The organism is Acinetobacter sp. CIP 53.82 (genome assembly GCF_000369465.1).
In the GTDB taxonomy this organism is placed as follows: domain Bacteria; phylum Pseudomonadota; class Gammaproteobacteria; order Pseudomonadales; family Moraxellaceae; genus Acinetobacter; species Acinetobacter indicus.
The window spans coordinates 401,810-420,800 of record NZ_KB850046.1; the positions used below are offsets into that span (position 1 = coordinate 401,810).

17 protein-coding genes and 1 other RNA gene are annotated in these 18,991 nt (G+C 44.2%); 6 read left to right on the forward strand and 12 right to left on the reverse strand.

Annotated features, from left to right (window positions below; translation table 11 throughout):
• The first annotated feature begins 116 nt into the window (after nt 1-116).
• Together F905_RS07540 and nudC are read left to right on the forward strand one after the other, a co-directional pair.
• Nucleotides 117-1,760 carry a hypothetical protein gene (locus tag F905_RS07540; protein ID WP_005179216.1) on the forward strand — a complete coding sequence of 548 codons (1,644 nt, stop codon included), beginning with the start codon at nt 117-119 and terminating at the stop codon, nt 1,758-1,760.
• Nucleotides 1,760-2,527: an NAD(+) diphosphatase gene (gene nudC, locus F905_RS07545; protein WP_005179218.1), complete on the forward strand. Its 768-nt coding sequence runs from the start codon at nt 1,760-1,762 to the stop codon at nt 2,525-2,527. Before F905_RS07540 ends, nudC begins: the two co-directional genes overlap by 1 nt.
• 11 nt (nt 2,528-2,538) lie before the next feature.
• Here the strand turns inward: nudC and F905_RS07550 are convergent, their stop codons facing one another.
• The 4 genes from F905_RS07550 to F905_RS07565 all read right to left on the reverse strand — a co-directional run bounded on the left by F905_RS07550 (nt 2,539) and on the right by F905_RS07565 (nt 5,549).
• Nucleotides 2,539-3,423, reverse strand: a complete 885-nt coding sequence (locus F905_RS07550) for an alpha/beta hydrolase (protein ID WP_005179219.1) — start codon at nt 3,421-3,423, stop codon at nt 2,539-2,541.
• Entirely contained in the window at nt 3,413-4,096 is a 684-nt protein-coding gene (locus F905_RS07555; protein ID WP_005179220.1) for a BON domain-containing protein, read from the reverse strand. The genes F905_RS07550 and F905_RS07555 overlap by 11 nt, the downstream gene beginning before the upstream one ends.
• 61 nt (nt 4,097-4,157) lie before the next feature.
• Complete coding sequence (locus F905_RS07560) at nt 4,158-4,580, reverse strand: YraN family protein (protein ID WP_005179223.1); 423 nt, start codon at nt 4,578-4,580, stop codon at nt 4,158-4,160.
• Complete coding sequence (locus tag F905_RS07565; RefSeq protein ID WP_005179226.1) at nt 4,581-5,549, reverse strand: penicillin-binding protein activator; 969 nt, start codon at nt 5,547-5,549, stop codon at nt 4,581-4,583.
• A gap of 11 nt (nt 5,550-5,560) precedes the next feature.
• Here F905_RS07565 and rsmI point away from each other — a divergent pair, with 11 nt between their 5' ends.
• Nucleotides 5,561-6,406, forward strand: coding sequence for a 16S rRNA (cytidine(1402)-2'-O)-methyltransferase (rsmI, locus tag F905_RS07570; RefSeq protein WP_005179227.1), 846 nt, complete (start codon nt 5,561-5,563; stop codon nt 6,404-6,406).
• Between the two features lie 53 nt (nt 6,407-6,459).
• Here rsmI and F905_RS07575 read toward each other — a convergent pair whose 3' ends face one another.
• The 5 genes from F905_RS07575 to F905_RS07595 all read right to left on the reverse strand — a co-directional run bounded on the left by F905_RS07575 (nt 6,460) and on the right by F905_RS07595 (nt 12,135).
• Nucleotides 6,460-6,708: a hypothetical protein gene (locus F905_RS07575; RefSeq protein ID WP_005179228.1), complete on the reverse strand. Its 249-nt coding sequence runs from the start codon at nt 6,706-6,708 to the stop codon at nt 6,460-6,462.
• A gap of 176 nt (nt 6,709-6,884) precedes the next feature.
• Nucleotides 6,885-8,126 (reverse strand): FAD-dependent monooxygenase, encoded by a 1,242-nt coding sequence (locus F905_RS07580; RefSeq protein WP_005179229.1) that lies wholly within the window; start codon nt 8,124-8,126, stop codon nt 6,885-6,887.
• Nucleotides 8,123-9,331: a 2-octaprenyl-6-methoxyphenyl hydroxylase gene (gene ubiH / locus F905_RS07585; protein WP_005179231.1), complete on the reverse strand. Its 1,209-nt coding sequence runs from the start codon at nt 9,329-9,331 to the stop codon at nt 8,123-8,125. The genes F905_RS07580 and ubiH overlap by 4 nt, the downstream gene beginning before the upstream one ends.
• 798 nt (nt 9,332-10,129) lie before the next feature.
• Entirely contained in the window at nt 10,130-11,458 is a 1,329-nt protein-coding gene (pepP, locus tag F905_RS07590) for a Xaa-Pro aminopeptidase (RefSeq protein WP_005179234.1), read from the reverse strand.
• Between the two features lie 47 nt (nt 11,459-11,505).
• Nucleotides 11,506-12,135, reverse strand: a complete 630-nt coding sequence (locus F905_RS07595; RefSeq protein ID WP_005179236.1) for a UPF0149 family protein — start codon at nt 12,133-12,135, stop codon at nt 11,506-11,508.
• Between the two features lie 64 nt (nt 12,136-12,199).
• Between F905_RS07595 and F905_RS07600 the strand changes: the two genes are divergently transcribed.
• The 3 genes from F905_RS07600 (at nt 12,200) to ssrS (ending at nt 13,322) form a co-directional block, all read left to right on the forward strand.
• Entirely contained in the window at nt 12,200-12,751 is a 552-nt protein-coding gene (locus F905_RS07600) for a hypothetical protein (RefSeq protein ID WP_005179239.1), read from the forward strand.
• Between the two features lie 2 nt (nt 12,752-12,753).
• Nucleotides 12,754-13,041, forward strand: a complete 288-nt coding sequence (locus tag F905_RS07605; protein WP_005179243.1) for a cell division protein ZapA — start codon at nt 12,754-12,756, stop codon at nt 13,039-13,041.
• Nucleotides 13,042-13,138: 97 nt separating this feature from the next.
• A non-coding RNA gene (gene ssrS / locus F905_RS15155) (6S RNA) lies at nt 13,139-13,322 on the forward strand.
• A gap of 209 nt (nt 13,323-13,531) precedes the next feature.
• Here the strand turns inward: ssrS and F905_RS07610 are convergent.
• The 3 genes from F905_RS07610 to dld all read right to left on the reverse strand — a co-directional run bounded on the left by F905_RS07610 (nt 13,532) and on the right by dld (nt 18,933).
• Complete coding sequence (locus F905_RS07610) at nt 13,532-15,115, reverse strand: sensor domain-containing diguanylate cyclase (RefSeq protein ID WP_034598178.1); 1,584 nt, start codon at nt 15,113-15,115, stop codon at nt 13,532-13,534.
• Between the two features lie 1,154 nt (nt 15,116-16,269).
• Complete coding sequence (locus tag F905_RS07615; protein WP_005179251.1) at nt 16,270-17,169, reverse strand: LysR family transcriptional regulator; 900 nt, start codon at nt 17,167-17,169, stop codon at nt 16,270-16,272.
• Between the two features lie 48 nt (nt 17,170-17,217).
• Nucleotides 17,218-18,933, reverse strand: coding sequence for a D-lactate dehydrogenase (dld, locus tag F905_RS07620; RefSeq protein WP_005179253.1), 1,716 nt, complete (start codon nt 18,931-18,933; stop codon nt 17,218-17,220).
• Nucleotides 18,934-18,991: the final 58 nt, after the last annotated feature.

Here is an 18,991-nt window from a genome sequence, read left to right on the forward strand (position 1 = left end):
GATTGTAATTTTTTGTATTTAATCTGTTCCTAGTTCAGTTATAGTTAAGATAAACAGGTCTGCTGTTTTTGCAGCAGGCCCATAAACAGATAAAACACTAGGAAAGGTGCAGATACATGTCTTACCAAACCTCTATTCATTTTGATCCGACTGCGTTACTGATAATAAAAAATGAGGTTGATAATTCAATCAAATTGGTGGAATCCGCAGTCAGCACCTTGGCAGAAGATCAGACTTTACCTTTCGGGATTGATGATGCCCTTAACCAGTTTGAGCAATGTGCCCAGGTACTGGCCCTGATTGATATGTCGAGCCTGGCAAAAATTGCCCAATATTCAGCAGAATTAATGCGCAAGATTATGGGGAATCCGGCGCAAATTAAAACTGAAGACGTGATTGCCTTAAGTGAAGGCACCACCATGCTCAAGCGCTACATCGAATTTATTTGTCTGCGCGAAGTTAAAATTCCACAGTTCCTGCTCGATACCTTAAACCGTCTGGAACGTGCCTTGGGTAAACCACTCACCCAGGAAGGCCAGCATATTGAATCTCTGCTGGACTGTATTCACCCGGAATTCAAATTGCCACAAGCACCCGGTCTGGAAAAATCAGGCTATGTGCATCAGCTGTATAAACTGTCACTGTACAAACTGCTGAAGCAGGAAGAATCCGAGCTGGATCTGCAAGCCATGAAACTGGTCGGCACCTATTTAGCCGGTCTATCCGCCCAGCATCCAAGCCAACAATACTGGAATCTGGTCTATGTGGCGTTAAACCAGATTGATAACCTGCTGCTGAATGAACCACGTTTACGCACCTTAATCAGTATTGAACTGAATATGCGTCAATACTTTGCCGCACCAGACAGCTTCCAGGCCCAGTTAAGTGATCTGGCCAACATCCTGAGCCTGTGCATTAGCCAGGAAGATCAGGTGGCCCAGCATATCCGCGAACAGCTGAATATTGGTGAAGACCTGCTGACTGACACCCAGTTACAGGTCTTCAGCCGTCATCTGTATGGTCCGGATTTTGAAACCATGCAGACCATCAGTGCTCTGGCGACCAGCGAAATGGCGCAGATTCGCAATGACATCGAATACAACTACCAGAACATGACCCCTGAAAAAACCCAGGAGTTGCAAGCCAAGCTCAAAGATCTGGCCAACATCTTTAAAGTACTGAACCTGAATGAAGCCCACCGTGATCTGCTGGTTCAGGCCGACGCCTTGAGTCAGGCCGAAGTGCTCAAAGAAGAAAGCTTTGCCCAGCAGCTGATGAACACCATTTTATCAGCGATGAACTCGATTGGGGTACTGGAGCGTCATCATACCTCTAGCCGTTTACAGCTGCGCGTTAACAACATGCACATTTCGCTGGACCGTTTAGATGAAGCGCATGAAGTATTGCTGAGCGAAACCAAAACCTTAATTGATCTAGCTCAGCAGATTCTGGTGCAGCACGTTCAGGATCAGGATGTGCGTTTATTGGAAAACACCTGTACCCAGCTGCGTGAAGTGGCCGGTGCCCTGCTGTTCCTGAATGAAGAAAAAGGCCAGCAGGCGCTGCTGACTGCCGCTGACTTTATCTATCGTAAATGCGAAGCCGGTGAAACGCTCAGTAGTGACGAGCTGAATGCCGTGTTAGACACCTTGGCCGGTGCCGACATGCTGATTGACAATTTAAAAAACAAACAGCCTGTTTTACAGTCGATGTTTGATGTAGCATTGGCAAGTAGCGAAAAACTGAAAGCTGTAGCCTAATGTCTGAACTCTCACTTGCCTATATTTTTCACCAACAGCAACTGCTGGTCGATAAACAGTTTCAACTGCCCCGAGTTGAAAAATTAGCAAGTGACCTGTCTACGGGCAATCAGGTGATTGCCCGCGACTTACTCCCCGATGAGCCCATTCCTGAAGGCTATCAATTATTGCCAATTCGCCAGCTGTTACAGTTCTGGAACAGTGCCGAATTTGAACAGGCCAGCCGTGCAATCCAGTTGCTAGAATGGCGTCGTAATCACCGTTTTTGCAGCCACTGCGGCCATCCAACCGAAGCGCATGCCACCGAATATGCCATGGTTTGCCCGGTCTGCCAGTATCGCCAATATCCACGTGTACAACCCTGTGTCATTACCGTCATTACCCGCGGTGAAGATGAAATTCTGCTGGCCAAAAATGCGCGAAACACCACCAATATGTATGGCCTGATTGCCGGTTTTGTTGAGGTGGGAGAAACCTTGGAAGAAGCGGTACGCCGTGAAACCGCGGAAGAAGTCGGTATCCAGCTAAAGAATATTCAGTATCTGGCCAGTCAGCCCTGGCCTTTTCCAAGCAACCTGATGATTGCCTTTAAAGCCGAATATGCCGGTGGTGAACTGCAGTTACAGGAAGAAGAAATCAGCGATGCGCAATTCTTTAAATTTGATCAACTGCCGAATATTCCGTTCAAAGGCAGTATTGCCCATGCCATGATCAAACACGTGACCGAAGGCTCTGCCGTCGCAGACGACAGCAAAGCCTGGCTCTAAAGAGACGCTACTCAGGAACTTAGTGTTTCTTCCAGCACCTGCATAATCGTGTGCTTGGTCTTAAAATAACGGCTAAACAGACTCGATACCGAGCCCATAATACTGACATGCCCGGTGCGTGGAATGGTGATCAGCTGACTATGATTGCCATGCTTGTTTAGCACATGATCAAAATCAACCGCATTACTCAAATGCACAATCTGGTCATTCTCAGCCACCAGCAAATAGTGACGAATGTGATTACTTTCCACAAAGTAATACGGCATCACATCATGATAAGGAATGGTCTGATCAAATGCATCGGCACAAAGCGGATCATCTTTATAGTCAAAATGATAGGGACCAGCCAAGCCAATCGCAGCCCGAATATTGTCTCGGCAGTTCAGCGCATAAGGCTGCGGATGATACAGCACCGACATGATATTAAATGCACCGGCCGAGTGCCCCATCAGGATAATCTGATCAGTGTTAATCCTTAACTCTGCCTGCTGATCATGCATATAGTTTAGTGCCAAAGTCAGGTCATCAATATAGACCGGAAAAATATTCTGCGGCGCCAGTTGATAATTAATGACGGCAACATCAAAACCCTGCTGGGCAAAAGCTTCGCCAACAAAGCGGTAGTCTTTTTTATCGCCCCGTGACCAGGCACCACCATGAACAAAAACAATTAACGGCTGCTGGGGACGTGGCTGGGCAGTCCGGTACAAGTCCAGCTGATGGCGTTCATTCGTTCCATAAGCCAGATCGTTCTCTACGGTATAGCCCTGGCGTGGGGTCAACCGGTTCAGGGCATAACTGCCAAAATCATACAGGCGGAATTCCTGATATACACTTTTGGCCTGAACCAGACGATATTGCAGCTGCGTTTTAAACTGGAACAACTTAGAGCGCATTCGTTGGCTCGATCTGGTCCGGATCAATGGCGACCGGGGTTTGTACATCCGGCTGTACATTCATCATCGGGCTGGCAAAACCAGAAGATGTGGCCTGTGAGGCTTCAATATTGTCAATTAAGGTCACAATTTTGGTGACATTACCAACCTGCTGTAACACCTGATTTAAATCGGCGATTTCCGCATTATTCAAACGGCCCATCACATACAGCACGCCATCTTCGGTGTGAATTCGCACTTTACTGTCAGAAACCACCGGCGCTTTCATAATCAGGCCACGGGTATTGGCGGTCACGGTGGTGTCCTGCATGATGGTGCTATAATCAATCTGGTTGCCCACGGTAATATAGTTGTGTACGGTTTTGACATCGCTCATGGCGCGTACATTGTCTTCCGCCAACTGCTTCAGATGTGCATCTGGCACCTGACCGGTCAGCAATACATTGCCGTGGAAACTTTCAATATTAACGCGTGACTGTTTAAAACGGGCATCCAGCTTATATAAATTAATTTTTGCTGTACGTTCAATGGAGTTATCAATAAAGACCTGGCCAAGTGAGCGTGCGCCACTTTCCGTTCCTACAGGTGCAGAACCCGTACCACTGGAAATAAAGCTTGCACAGCCGGATAAACTTGCCACACACAGCACTGTGATTGCGATACGATTTAACACTCAGCAAGACTCCTCATTACTTATTCATTTCTGTTTTCAAGCATCTTTGCTTCAATTCTCTTCAAAGATTAATGAACTCTGAATCAAAAGTAAAAGCATTTTCAATCCATTGCAGATCATACGTGAAATTGGAAAAATCTTGCTGTACTGTTTTTGCAATTTGTTCAGTAAAATCAAAACAAATCACATCAAATCGACAATAAAAATCCTGTAATTGTGCAGAATTGCTCAAATAGGTCAGCGCAGTTTTAATCAGCTTTTGCTGCTTGGAGATGGAAACCACCTCCACCGCCCGGCCATAATCGCTAAAAGATCGTGCCTTTACCTCCACAAAGACTAATTGCTGATCCTGCCGGGCAATCAGGTCGATTTCACCATAACGGCAATGGTAATTGGCCGCCAGAATCTGATAGCCCTGCTGCTCTAATAATACTGCGGCCTGCTGCTCAGCCCACTGCCCCAAACGCGCGCGCTGACTGACCATTTACAGGATCTGCATCAGCTGTTTCTGCTGCACATAGCATTTTGGAATACGCTGAATCTGGTTGTCCTGAATCCGGATTAAACCGGTTCGCCCTTCAAACTCGATGCGGTTTAATTGTGGCTGTTTCAGATAATAATTGGCGATCTGCCAGGCATCTCCACCAAAGGCCACCAGCCGCTGAAAAGAAAAGTGTTCCGCCTTGGCCGCCTGAATTCCGGCCTGTACATCTGCCCATCGGGACTGATATAAAGCCGGCGCATCACAAAACTGCAGGCCTTGCGGTAACTGCTGCTGTGACTCGACGGCATTGGCCAGACTGTATAAGCGCTTTTTGGGCAACCTGTTCTGGCGATTGATCCAGCCATTTGAACCCAGCAATAACACCCCTTGCTGACGTTTCAGCCATCTCGGCAGACTGTCCACCACTTCCACCGGATAGTCCAGCTGCGACACCAAAGACATCAATAACAGTTCGTGTTCAGCTTCGGTGCCGGGTTCACGCAGAATATACAAATGATTGATCTGATCTTTCTGGAACAGCTGCTTTAAGGTCTGCGCATCATCTTTTTTTGACAGGCTAAACTGTAGCACCCGTGGATGCTGCTGGATCACCTCGTTTAAGGCCAGTGTACGCACTTTGGGCCGCAGCGCAATTAACTGTTCCACATCGGCACGTGCCAAAGGTCCAATCACCACCCGGGTTCTAGCATTAACATGCTGACGTAACAAAGGTCCAATTTTGCGCTGCTCGGAATTAATCAATTTAACCGGCATCTTCTCACCCGATGCCTGATAAGCGTGCATAAAACCCTGCTGAATACTGAAACCGGCTCGCGCCATAGGACCCGATTCAGGTAGAATGACCAGAATCTCGGCCTGGGCGACTGAAAGTCCTGCGCCCAACAGCGCCGTGGTGATAATTGCTTTTTGAAGCTGTCTTTTATTGTTATTAATAATTTGCCTAAACATGGAGAAACCTAATGAGTGCTCAGTTATTTGTTGTAGCCACCCCAATTGGGCACTTAGACGACATGACCTATCGGGCGATTGATGTTCTAAAGTCTGTAAACATTATTGCGGCAGAGGATACACGGACCTCTGCTCAATTATTAAAGCACTATAATATATCAACTCCGTTAACGGCGTGCCATGAACACAATGAAAGTAACAAAATTGATATATTGGTTCAGCGCCTGCTGAACGGCGAAAATATGGCCCTGATTAGTGATGCCGGTACCCCGCTAATTAGCGACCCCGGTTTTAAACTGGTCCGCGCCGCACAAGAACATAATATCCGGGTGATTCCAGTTCCGGGAGCCTGTGCCGCAATTGCAGCGCTGAGTGCGGTTGGTTTACCGAGTGACCGCTTTAGCTTTGAAGGCTTTTTACCGTCAAAACAGTCACAGCGTATCTTGAGTCTGGAAAAACTTAAAGACCAGACTGCGACCCTGATTTTTTATGAAGCGCCACACCGGATTCTGGACAGCGTTAAAGATATGGCCAGTATTTTTGGCGCCGAGCGCCCGGTCGGTTTTGCCCGTGAAATTACCAAAACCTTTGAAACCATCAAGAAGATGACGCTGGGTGAGCTGGTCAGTTTTATTGAAGCTGATCATCATCAGCAAAAAGGTGAAATTGTACTGGTGGTGGGTGGTGCAACCGCGGAAAAAGATCTGGAGCAGGAAAAGCTGGATCAGCTGCTGACCCGACTATTGCAGGATTTATCGGTGAAAGCCGCGTCACAGCTGGCCGCCGATTTAACCGGGATCAAGAAAAAAGTGGCCTATCAGCGTGCGCTGGAACTGAACCAGAACAATGATGACTGATTCTGGCTGTTGATTCGCAATAAAAAAAGCATCACCGGAGTGATGCTTTTTTCTTATTGGCGTGCAGCCTCATCTGGTGGGACTTCAGTAATTTTTCCCCCACGTGCCAAGAAGGCCGCAATTTCATCTTCTAACGCTTGGCGTTGCTTCTGTTTAGCGGTTACGGTTAAGGTTTCTGCTTCCGCCACATCACCATCGTTTACGGCATCTTCGCTGTCCAGTGCACCTTTTTCAGCCGCTTTTGCCTCATCGTCATCGACGGTGGTATCTTCTACATCATCATAATCGTTCATATCCGTCATTTTAATCTCCCCGCAAATGACCTCAATTGAGTCCTGGTGAACGTTGTCATGCAATTAGGAAGAAATTTATCAATCTCTGCGCCTTTCGCCTAGAGGTAAAGACGAAAAAATCGTGTCTTTTTTAACCAAATTCGTAATCATGTATTAATGAATGTTTAAAAAATAACTATTTCTAGCTAGACCGCATACCGCGTGTCTTTCAGCAGATGCAAACCATTGGCCTGCGCCATAAAAGCATCCTTTAACACCGGCAGCTGTTCAACCTGCTTCAAGCCAAAATTACGTCCCCAGACCAGCGGGAATAACTGGGTGGTTTCCAGCCAGCCTATTGCAGACATGCTGTGCATCATTGCATCATTTTGACCTTTACGACGATGCTCATAACGCTTCAAGGTCTGCTCATGCGCCCAGACCCCACGTGCCCGGTCATGCAGCAGAACATCACACAAGACTGCGGCATCCAGACAGCCAATATTGACGCCCTGCCCGGCCAGTGGATGAATCACATGCGCCGCATCGCCAATGAGTGCCAGTCCCGGCTCGACATAGTGCTGCGCAGCACGGGCTTTTAAAGGGAAACGGGCACGTGGTGTAGCTTCCAGTACTTGACCCAACATATGATGGCTTTCACGGGTCAACAGCTGGGTAAATTCCTGATCGGATAACGCGGCATATTCTTCTGCATAATCCTCTGGTAGCGTCCAGACAATAGATTGCCAATGGCCATCCTGTTCAGGCTTGAGGCTGCTCATTGGCAGGTATGCCAGTGGACCGGTTTCCAGAAAAATCTGACGCGCCACATGCTGATGCGGCTGGACAGTTCGAATAGCACAACTGATACCTGCCTGCTGATAATCCAGCACATCCAGATCAATAAAGGCCTGTTCGCGGACAAAGGAATTGGCCCCATCTGCGCCAATTAACAATTTGGTGCTGAGCTTCGTGCCATCGGCCAGGAAAATATGCCAGACGCCAATGCCCTGCTCAATCCGGGTGACTTTGACCTGGGTACGATAATCCTGAATCTGCGTCAGCATGGTTTGCTGAATGGCCAGATTTAAAATGCTGGGTTCCACCATCGAACCCAGCGCCTGATCCACTCCTGGTGTTTTTTCTGCCGGCTGACCAAAATTGATTTCGCCATAGCCATTTTTATTCCAGACCTGCATGCCGGTATAAGGTTGCTGACGCGCCAGTTTATCCCAAACACCCACATTTTTTAGCAGGTGGATGGTGGCTTGGCTTAAAGCCAGTACGCGCGGATTGGCCACGCTTAAGGTTTTTTCTGTATCCAGAATTGGTGCGGCATCCAGCACAGTGGCCTGTACCCCACCTTGGGCCAGTAATAATGCAGTTAAGCCACCGACCAAACCACCACCCACAATAACGGCATCTAATACGTGTGCTGTCTGGTTCATGCTTTTAGTCCCATGGCATAGTTGGCAACAAGTGGTTTAATTCCCGGAATGGTATCAAAGGCAATCAGACCGGTATTTCTGAGCAGTTTCAGCACCGGATTCTGGTTACTAAAGCCACGCACCACGCTATCACAGAATTTGATCACGCGCTGCTGATCGGTCAGACGGGATTTTTCATAATCTTGCAGCATGGCGGCATCGCCCAAATCGGCCTGTTGAGCCAGCTGTTCTTTTAAATAACGCACCAACACATAAGCATCGCGCATACACAGGTTAAAGCCCTGTCCGGCCACCGGGTGAATGGTATGTGCCGCATTGCCCATCAGTACTACTCGGCCCACTGCCTGTTTTTCTGCCAGCACCTGCGAAAGCGGGAAGCTAAAACGGCGTCCGGTTTTCTGGAATTTTCCAGCCCGATCGCCATAAGTCTGCTGCAAGGCATTAAGGAAATGCTGGTCATTGTCTTCCCCCACCCATTCATGTTCCGTGCCTTTTTTCACCGGCCAGACCACCGAACGACGATATTCGCCCGGCAAAGGCAATAACGCCAGCGGACCTAAAGGACTGAAACGCTCAAAACCAACATGATTGTGTGGTTTAGAAGTTTGTACGGTGGTCACAATGGCGACCTGATCATAATCATGTTCATCGACCCCAATGCCTAGGGCTTTACGGCAGAATGAATCGCGGCCATCAGCAGCAATCACCAGTTTGGATTGCAGTTTTAAGACTTCACTTCCACGCTGCGCTTCCAGATAAGCCAGATCTGCATCTTGGTTCAGCGAGGTGACTTTTACCCCATCAATCAGTTCAATTAAAGGCTCTGCGCGCACCTGAGTCAGCAACACCCGGCCTAACCAGGCATTTTCAATCACCTGTCCAAAACTTTCGACTTTTTCCTGTTCGGCTTGCAGACGCGCTTTCCCAAAACTGCCCTGCTCGGTAATGTGCACTTCCAGAATCGGGACAGCATGTTCCTGCAAGGCATCCCATAGGCCCAGTTCCTGATAAATCTGTACGCTACGACGCGACAGCGCACTGTTTCGTGCATCAAAACTGGAGTGATACGGGGCAAGATTGGCATCATCATAATTCGGGTATTGAATTGCTTCGAGCAGTTTGACCGCAATATTGGATTTGGCCAACATGAGCGCCAAACTCAGCCCCACCATACCGCCGCCCACGATGATGACTTCTTGTTGCATGCTTGAATCCTTATTTGTGGTATCTCAAAAGTTTAGATACATCTTAATCATGATTGATTTTATATTACATCAAGGGATTGGATTTTTATAATGATTCGTGTGGATGGCTGGAATTTCCGAGCTTCAGCGCTTGCGTGTTCTGACCATAAATCCCGTTTAAAAGATGTTATTCCATAAGATGACACTGGAATGGTATGCAATATAACATCTATACAAAGCCTGGAGCGCTAGACTTAAGCTGAGCAAGCGACAGCCCTAACGTAGATAAAATAAATTAAAGAATTCGTATCAGCTGTATGCTATTCATTGTAGAAAATTTAAAACATGAAGAAATTAGAACTTATCTTTTTAGTCGTTTTAATCTTGGTTCTGTTGTGGGGCATACAATGGATGTTTCATGGCTTTCCGGCCGCAAGTTAAGTCTTCTATTATTCAATCTAAAAGCTATACTATAATTTCTTAAAATAATTAGAATGTTAGGATAATAAATGGATTATACTGAACGTTTTATTACAGCATTTTACTACGCTGTCGCCGGGATTTTTTTGGGTTTAGGGTTAGCAATTTTTTCCTCCCTCTATCTCAGTCTTACAATAAGCTCAGCCCATATTGTAATTTTTACAGTCATTTGCTGTTTTGTTTTAGGCTATGTATTTCCTCATAGCGTTGGCAATATTTTTAAATGGGTTTGGCATATTTTCGTTAATTAGTCTGGATGTCTATCTCTATTTAACCCATTAACGCTGATTCAAAATCAAAAAAGCCGATCTTCTGACCGGCTTTTGACCTGTACGGCTTTTATTGGGCCGCAGCCATCAACGCTTCAATCTCTTCCACAGTTTTCACCACTTTCGCAGTTAAGTTCAGTGGACCATTTTTGGTCGCGACAATATCATCTTCAATCCGGATGCCAATGCCACGCCATTTTGGATCTACTGTTTCATCATCCGGGGCAATGTATAGGCCCGGCTCAACCGTGACCACCATACCGGCTTCATAAGCACGCCATTCGCCATCAACTTTATAAGTTCCGACATCATGCACATCCATACCCAGCCAGTGGCCTGTGCCATGCATATAGAACTGACGATAGCTTTCTGACGCAATAATCTCGTCCAGATCACCCTGCATAATGCCTAAATCAAGCAGGCCCTGCACCAGAATACGTACCGCAACATAATGCGGTTCTTTATAGGAGTTGCCAATCTGTACGGCATTAATTGCTGCAAGCTGAGCATCTAGTACAAGGTTATACAGCGCTTTTTGCTCGAGGCTGAATTTGCCATTCACCGGAAAGGTCCGGGTAATATCTGAAGCATAGAACTGATATTCACAGGCGGCATCAATTAACACCAAATCGCCATCTTTCAGTTCTTTGTCGTTCTCTACATAGTGCAGAATGCAGGCATTTTCACCGCCGCCAACAATACTGTTATAAGATGGAACACAGCCATTTCGGCCAAACACATAATTCAGTTCGGCTTCCAGCGCATATTCCATCATGCCGGGGCGTACCGTTTGCATGGCCCGGGTATGCGCTTCGGCAGAAATATCTGCCGCAATTTGCATCAGTTCCAGCTCTTTGGTGTCTTTGTGCAAACGCATTTCATCGAGCAGACGGTCGAGCTGCACCACCTGCGCTGGTGCCGAGGTGCCACGGCGGCTTTCGCCATTGGCAGCTGCAATCCATTTGGCCACCCGCGCATCAAATTCGGCATTCTGTCCAATACGGTAAAAGAGCTGGTCTTTATCCAGCAGTTTTTCCAGAATTTCTTCATCGAGCAGGTCAATGGCATAGGCTTCATCGGCCTCATACTGTTCAATGGCACCATCAATACCAGCACGATAGCCATTCCAGATTTCCATCTCCCGGTTACGTTCGCGGCAAAACAGGCTATAGGTATAGCCTTCATCTATAGATTCATAGGTTTCAATGACCGCGACCGCTTCAGGTTCTGCAAAGCCGGTCAAGTAGAAGAAACTGCTGTCCGTTCGATATTTATAGTCAGCATCCCGGTTACGCATGGCCACCGGACTGGTGGCAATAATGGCAATACTGTGTGGTCCCATCAGTTCAGCCAGACGGTCACGACGTTCTTTAAATTCTACCTGGGTCAGTTTCTTCATTAATTTTTCTTCGCAGCCTAAATAAAGGGAGGATGGTATCGCCCGAATCAGCTCGGACGATGTGGGGTAAACATTTCAACAATACTGCCGCTTTCTGGCGCAGCCACCTGACGTGACTTGGCATGTACGTTTTGTAACAAAGAACTTTCATCAACCGCTATTTTCTTGCGGCCAACCGACAGGCTGACCGGAATCAGGCGGACAAATTCATATAATTCCTGATAGCTGTCTTCGCCTTCTTCGTCATTGTCCGAGTCTTCAAACTCGACTGCTGCCACATCTTGCAGATGTTCAATCAGCTCCAGCTCATCACTGCGGATATGTCCAGACGCCAGGCCAAAGCCCAGTACCACGCCAGCACACCAGTCAGCCAGCGCCTGTACCCGCTCTTGTAATACGTGTTCATCATCCGGTAACAGGGGCAGATAATCCAGTTCATCTTCAGATAAAGCATGCGCTACATCTTCCGCTTCACCGGTTAAAATATCCAGCGCTTCCGGGCTGAGTTCGGGCACATTCAGGGTTGCCAGAATCTGTTGCCACTCGGCTTCAGTTGGTGCATTTGTCACACAAACTATACCGGTCAGTAAACCATGTAACTCACTTGGACTTGAAATTTCTTCAATCATAGAAAAATTGCGGTACCATTCGGACCAACCTGAAATATCGTCTTGCATTCGCTTATCCAATCTCTATACTTCGTATATATTACCTTTGTTTGCAAGACTGTGCGACCACGATATGTTAGAAGAATTACAGCGTCTACAGGCGCATATTGGTGTTTTAAAAACACGACTTGCGCATTATGAGAGTGAAACTCAATCTTTAGCTGAAGCCAAGCAACAGGCTGAAGAGCAGCATCATGCACAAATTGTGCAAAGAAATGGGGTGATTACCCAAAAACAAGAAGAAATTGAGTCTTTAAGTGAACAGCTCAGCACCAGTCAGGCCCAATTTCAGCAGTTAAATCAGGATGCGACCGCATTGGCGGACCGTTATAGCCGTCTGGAAAAAAGCTGCACCGATCTCAAAAACCGCTTTCAGGAATTGCTGGCCGAACGTAACGAGCTACGCGTCATTAAAGAAAAACTGCAGAATGAACAGCGTCAGACTTTGCAGAATGTGCAATCTTTGCAGCAAGAACGTGAGCGTTTATTGCAGAAGAATGAGCATGCCAAAGCCAAAGTCGAGGCAATTATTCAGCGTCTGGCCATTTTAGGAACTGCACAAGACCAGAATGCCCAGGAAATTCAGCAATTGGCCCATCCAACTGATGTCAGCGAGGAAGCTTAAGCATGAGTGAACAAATTCCTGTAGATTTACGTGTTTTAGGACACAGTTTCAAGCTGGCCACGACTCTTGAAAAACGGGCGGATCTGGAACGTGCAGCAGAATTACTGAATGAAAAATATGATGAATTCCGTCGTAAAGCACCACGTATGGAACCAAGCAAGCTGATTATTATGGTGGCCTTAGAGCTGATGCAGGAAGTGCTGTCGATGAACAAGTCCCTGCAGGAATATGCCCATTGTGAACGCTTGCTGGCCACAATTCTGGAAGAAGTCGAAACACTGACCGAATAAGGCTTTGACTTGCATAAAGCCTGTGCAAATGACACTTAAATTTACAGTTCTGTAGGCCGATAGGTTTGCGTCTAAAGCTGAATCCTTTATACTGAGTCTAACTCTGAGGTGTTCGCCAGCAGGTCTATTCCCCTGCCGATACTTAAACTTATGGATTGCGTTCTGTATATTTAGAGTGCATGCCCACCCTGAGTGGGAAGCCCAGCAAGTATACGTCGCGTCCACCTTGAACTCATCGGGTTCAGGGTAACGACACATGCAGCGGCACCGTCGGAGGGTTTAGCTGATTTATCCTCTATTCAGTCCTCAGAATTTCTATATTTCCTCTTTTTTATAAGTAATGATTCTCTCGCTCTAATCTTTTAAAGCTTCCAACTAACCGTTCAGCCCTCTTGTAGATACAACCCATCTTAAAAGAACGCCATCCCGAATTAAATCAGTAAGATCGATTTGATTAACATCTTCACAAGATTGCAGTTCAGCAAAATTTTTAAGCAGACGACTTGACTGTAGAACGGATGCAATTCCGCCCACTATGTTTTGCTTCATAAAGTTTATTATCTGCAATTTTTAGTACTGCAGCCACATCGACGGCATCTTTTGGCCAGAACGCGATGCCAATAGAAATCGTGATTTGTCCCATCTGGTTAATCTGGTTGTCTTGCATGGCTAGTCTGAGTCGTTCAGCGGCTTTATGTGCTACAAGCGGATCTGCCGTGGTCATCAGTACCAAAAATTCTTCGCCACCACTACGACAGCAAATATCATGTTCCCTAAAATTAGTTTGCATTATTTGCGCGAGCGTTTTTAGTACCACGTCACCTTGATCATGCCCATACTGATCATTAATTTTCTTAAAAAAATCAATATCAATGACCAAGGCCGCAAATGCGGTCTGGGTATTGACCAGCTCCTTTAAAAACACCTCCATACCACGGCGATTATATAAACCGGTCAAGGGGTCGGTATTGACATGCTGTTTCAGCTCCGTAATCCGGTTTCTAAAATTTTCCGAGCTAAGTAATAACGAGGTTCTGAATTTTAAGACCTCAAAATACCAGGGATCGACTTTTTTAATTTTATCCTGAATATCATGCTGATTCAGCATACTGGCCATTTTGGCCAAGCGGTTTAAAGGCGATGAAATAAAGTTGGAAATCCACCAGACCAGCAAAAAGATAAACAGATAGAAAATAAAAATGCCCACCGATACTTTGAACAGTAAAGTATGCGCTTGTGCCAGCAAGGCATCTGTTGGTTGCTGTGAAATCACGATCCAGTTGACACTGGGAATATGGGCAAAACCTGCCAAATTATCTATACCTAAACTATTTTTTAAACGGATTGAGCCATTTTTATGCTGATTAATAAAGTCTAAACCCGTATTGTTGATAATTTTTTCACCGATGCGATTTTTATCTGGATGGAAAATAATACGGTTATGTTGATCAATCACATACATATAACTTTTTTTATAGTCATATTGCGTATTAAGCATTGTATTTAATAAATTTTTCCGTTGTAAATAAATCGAACCACTGATCATCCCTAAATAATTATCTTTGCCATTATAAATAGGCTGAGACATCATGACCAAAAGATTGTTTTTTACAGACCAGTAGGGTGTAGAAATATAAGTTTTCTTTTTTTCAGTTGACTCTACTATACCCAATGAATTATAAGCTTGACCAAAATTAAAATTCAAACTACTGGGTGAAAATGCAAAAACATGCTTATTTTCCCCCACAAGTAAAACACTATTAAAGTTATCAGACTGATTCTTTAAACGCTCTACTTCTGATTTTCTTAAATCTATATTATAAAAATTTTTCTCTAATACTTTAGCGCTATATTCTAATTCTTTTAACATATCAGCAAAATGCTGATTAGTACTGGTGGCAATTTTCTCTGCATATCTTTCGTTCACAGAAAGTGAGTTTTGAATTAATTGTTGCTTAATTACATAATTTAAAATAAAAACACTTACGACAAATAAGCCTGATACACTTAAAATTGTAGAAATTAAAATAAGTTTACGCAGATCCAATCCGAGTCGTAGTAAAAAATGTTTCAACAGTTCCCACCCCAAAAAATTCAAAAAACTGCGACAAATTGTAATTTTAACACATAATTTTACAACTCAATCACATATTTGAAAGCAATACAGTTGAATTTTAGTTGTCTATTTTTGATGTTCAATTGCATAAATTAGATAGTTCGTTTGTTGCTGACCACCCCCTAAATCAGAAATATATCCTCTAAATACAATTTCTATCACACACTTCCTCAGAATGCACTGACTAATAACAAATAATGACAACTTGAGTTTTTTCGTACTTATTTTTTTGCTAAAAACCGTGTCTATTCGATAAATTTTTTAGGGTCAATTACTCATAAAATTACAAAAAATAAATATCTTTTCATGCTTAAAATTTATATAACCACTTAATAAATAGGTTTTTTTCATATATTAGACTTCTTGCGTTAGTCAAATTTTAAGCAGTAAAAAGCTATATTTTATAAGGTTTTAGCCAATTCAAAAATTAGATAAAACTATACTTTCGCAAGAGGTCTATTTAATCACTATTTTAATTTAAGCGGTTGCTCATTTTTTATTAGTCTTTCTTGTTGTGGACGCATTAGCATCAGGGCAGATTCCCACTATCGTCATTCAACCTCAAATTCCACCCAGTACACCTCTAGAACACCCTGCTCAAAAACCATTTATGTGCCTACACCTATGCCTTATCCTACACAAACATGGCAACAAAAAACTCAAAATTAAAACCTATGATTGCCGCTGCGTCGATTTTAGTCATAGAAATCAACTTAGCTTTCAGACTTCGCATTATCATGATGCTACTCATCCGCATTTTATTTTCCATCCTGATCAAAACATTACCGTGCAAGGCAAATGCCTAGATGTGGCAGGAAAACAGAAACAAGATTATGCGATGATGCCGAAGCTTATAATTGTAATGGACAAAGAAACCAAAATGGTATCTCGATGGTCAGTGTATTCGTAGTGCTGATACAGGCGAATGTTTAGACATTTATATCGAAAAATGAAAATGAATAGCAGCAATCTAAATCGTGGTCAGAAATTCAATTTTATTGCATTACAAATAAAAATCACTCATCCGATTAACCTAGTCTTTTCATTTAAAGATGAGGGAATTAGTGAATGATGATTTAAAAACAACGTATAAAAAATTTAAACACCATTAATTAAGGATGCTGGCTAAACAAATCAAAAATCACTTTTCTTAACCACTGATGACTGGTTTGGTGATGACAAGACGTATGCCAATACTGTCGTACAGGATAAGTTGGAAAATTCAACGGCGCACTTACTACTTGTAAATTCCCACGTGCCAACAATACCTCACTTAAATAATAAGGTACTGTCGCAATCATATCGGTTTCTTGCACAATTAAACCAACGCCCAAATAACTTGGAATACTCATTAAAATATTGCGTCTTAAACCGCGATTGCTTAGTTCATTTTCAATATGGTAGTGACCTATACTGGTATCCACATCGACATGCGATTCACGAATATAAGCTTCAACATCTAAACTTTTTTCACTAATACGTGGATGATCTTTACGACTAATCACCACATAATATTGTAAAAATAATTGCTGCTGATAAAAACCCTGTTCTAATTCAGGTAAAAATCCAATCGCAAAATCAATTTCACCATTTGCCATTTGATAACTGGTTTCACGGCTAATAGGACGAATTTTAATCCGTACCGAAGGCGCATATTCTTTTAAAAACTTTGTCAACTTTGGCAATAGAACCAAATGCGAAACATCGGTCATTGCCAAGGTAAATAATTGATCGGAATGGGTCGGATCAAAATCGACTTTAAAGTTATAAACCGTTTCAATTTTATTAAGAATTTCACTAATCGGTGAAAAAATCTGTTTCGCCAACTCTGTTGGCAACATTTCATTGCCCACCCTTAAAAATAATGGGTCATTAAAATGCTGACGAATCTTATTTAAACAGTTACTAACCGCAGGCTGACTCATGCCCAACGCATCTGCGGCAGCAGACACATTTTTTAATTTATACACATAATAAAAAATCTGTAGCAGTCTGCTATCTAACTTAAACATATCCATCTATCCTTAGAATCAGTTTCACTGCTCAGTTTTCATCCCTATTTAACGCCAACCTTTTAATTTTGAGCTATGTCCAATGCCCACATTAAAACAATTGGTCGGGTCCAATTTTTGATAATGCTGCTTCAGGGCAGGCTTCGCCACATATAAATGCCCAACATTATGTTCTGCAGGATACTCTGCCCCACGTGCATCTAGCAATGACCACATTTGATGTTCCATTGCCAATGGGTCTAGACCTTTTTTAATAATATAGTCCTGATGAAAGACATGACATAAAAAATGACCATAATACAACTTATGTATAATCGCCTGCTCCAACTCTTCGGGCAAAGTTTCAACCCATTGCTGATCATTACGTCTTAACGCAATATCTAAAGCAACAATGTCTTCCACTTCATTTCGATGTGTATCACGATAACGGATTGCAGCACCTGCCACTGCAAAGCGATGCAAAAAAGCCTTGCGACCTTCATCTTCATTACATAGAAAAAAACTGCCGGAATTGCGCGTGATAAAATAATCCATTAAAAACTGCTGTACTGCCGGAACATCTTGCTGCTCAATGCGCAAAATTAAATGATGTTCATACAAATCACGAAATTGGTTCATGCGTTCAGGTAAATGATTTGGCAACAGTTTCGTGAACATTTGCAAAATTTTATCTGACAAGCCACGCATGCCCCAACGGGTCAGATAACCATCGACTTTGTCTTTCATGGCAAATGCGGCAGGTACTTTACTGGTGCCAAATTTCTCAATAAACAAGAAACTGTCTTTGCCGTATTCTGCACCAATGTCATAGGCATCTCGATGAATATACTCGCCTGCAATCGGTATACGCGGCAAACCACGCAATAAAAAACGGCGGATTGCGGTTAAATCATCCTGCTGATTGCTCCCGATATAAAACACCTGACTCGGAATTTTCTCAAACGTATCCAAACGCACCGCAAACACACAAACTTTACCTGCCGAACCCGAAGCTTCAAACAAACGACTCGGGTCTGCATTGAAACGTGCAGGAGTATCGGCATCGACTTGGGCAACATCATGCACATAACGCTGATCTGAAGCACAGCAATGTTCTGAATATTCAATATCTTCAGGGCGATATTGTTGTTGCTCAAGTTTGGTTAAAATTTCTTCTGGCGAGCTTCCTAAATTCACCCCTAAATGGTTGATGAGTTGCAATTCGCCCAATGCATTGACTTGTGCATATAAGGCCAGCTCAGTATAGGCAGGGCCGCGTCTGACCAATGCACCGCCTGAATTATTGCACACCCCACCCAACACCGAAGCACCAATACAAGATGAACCAATGACTGAATGTGGTTCACGTTGATGCGGTGCCAGTTGTTGTTCCAAAGCATCTAGCGTTGCACCAGGCAAACAAATCACTTGCTTGGCATCATTAATCAGCTGAATGCCTTTTAAACGCTGTGTATTAATCAGAATAACAGGACGGTCATAATCATCACCAAAAGGGGTCGAACCACCAGTAAGTCCTGTATTGGCGGCCTGCATAATAATAATGCAATCAGCCGCCACTGCCACTTGCAACACTTGCCACTGCTGCAACAGCGAGCCAGGTGTTACTACAGCAAAAACCTTCCCCTCACCAAAACGTCGCCCTTGACGATATAAGCGGGTATCCAACTCATGGGTCAATACATTGGATTTCCCCACAATATCAACCAAATTTTTGAGTGTCGCTGCAGCATCAAATTCTGCTGTTGATGAGTTAGTCTGTGGCATGGTGTGCATGTCCTGAATTCCAATGGTGAAGAAAATACAATTGAGCAATCAAGCCAAA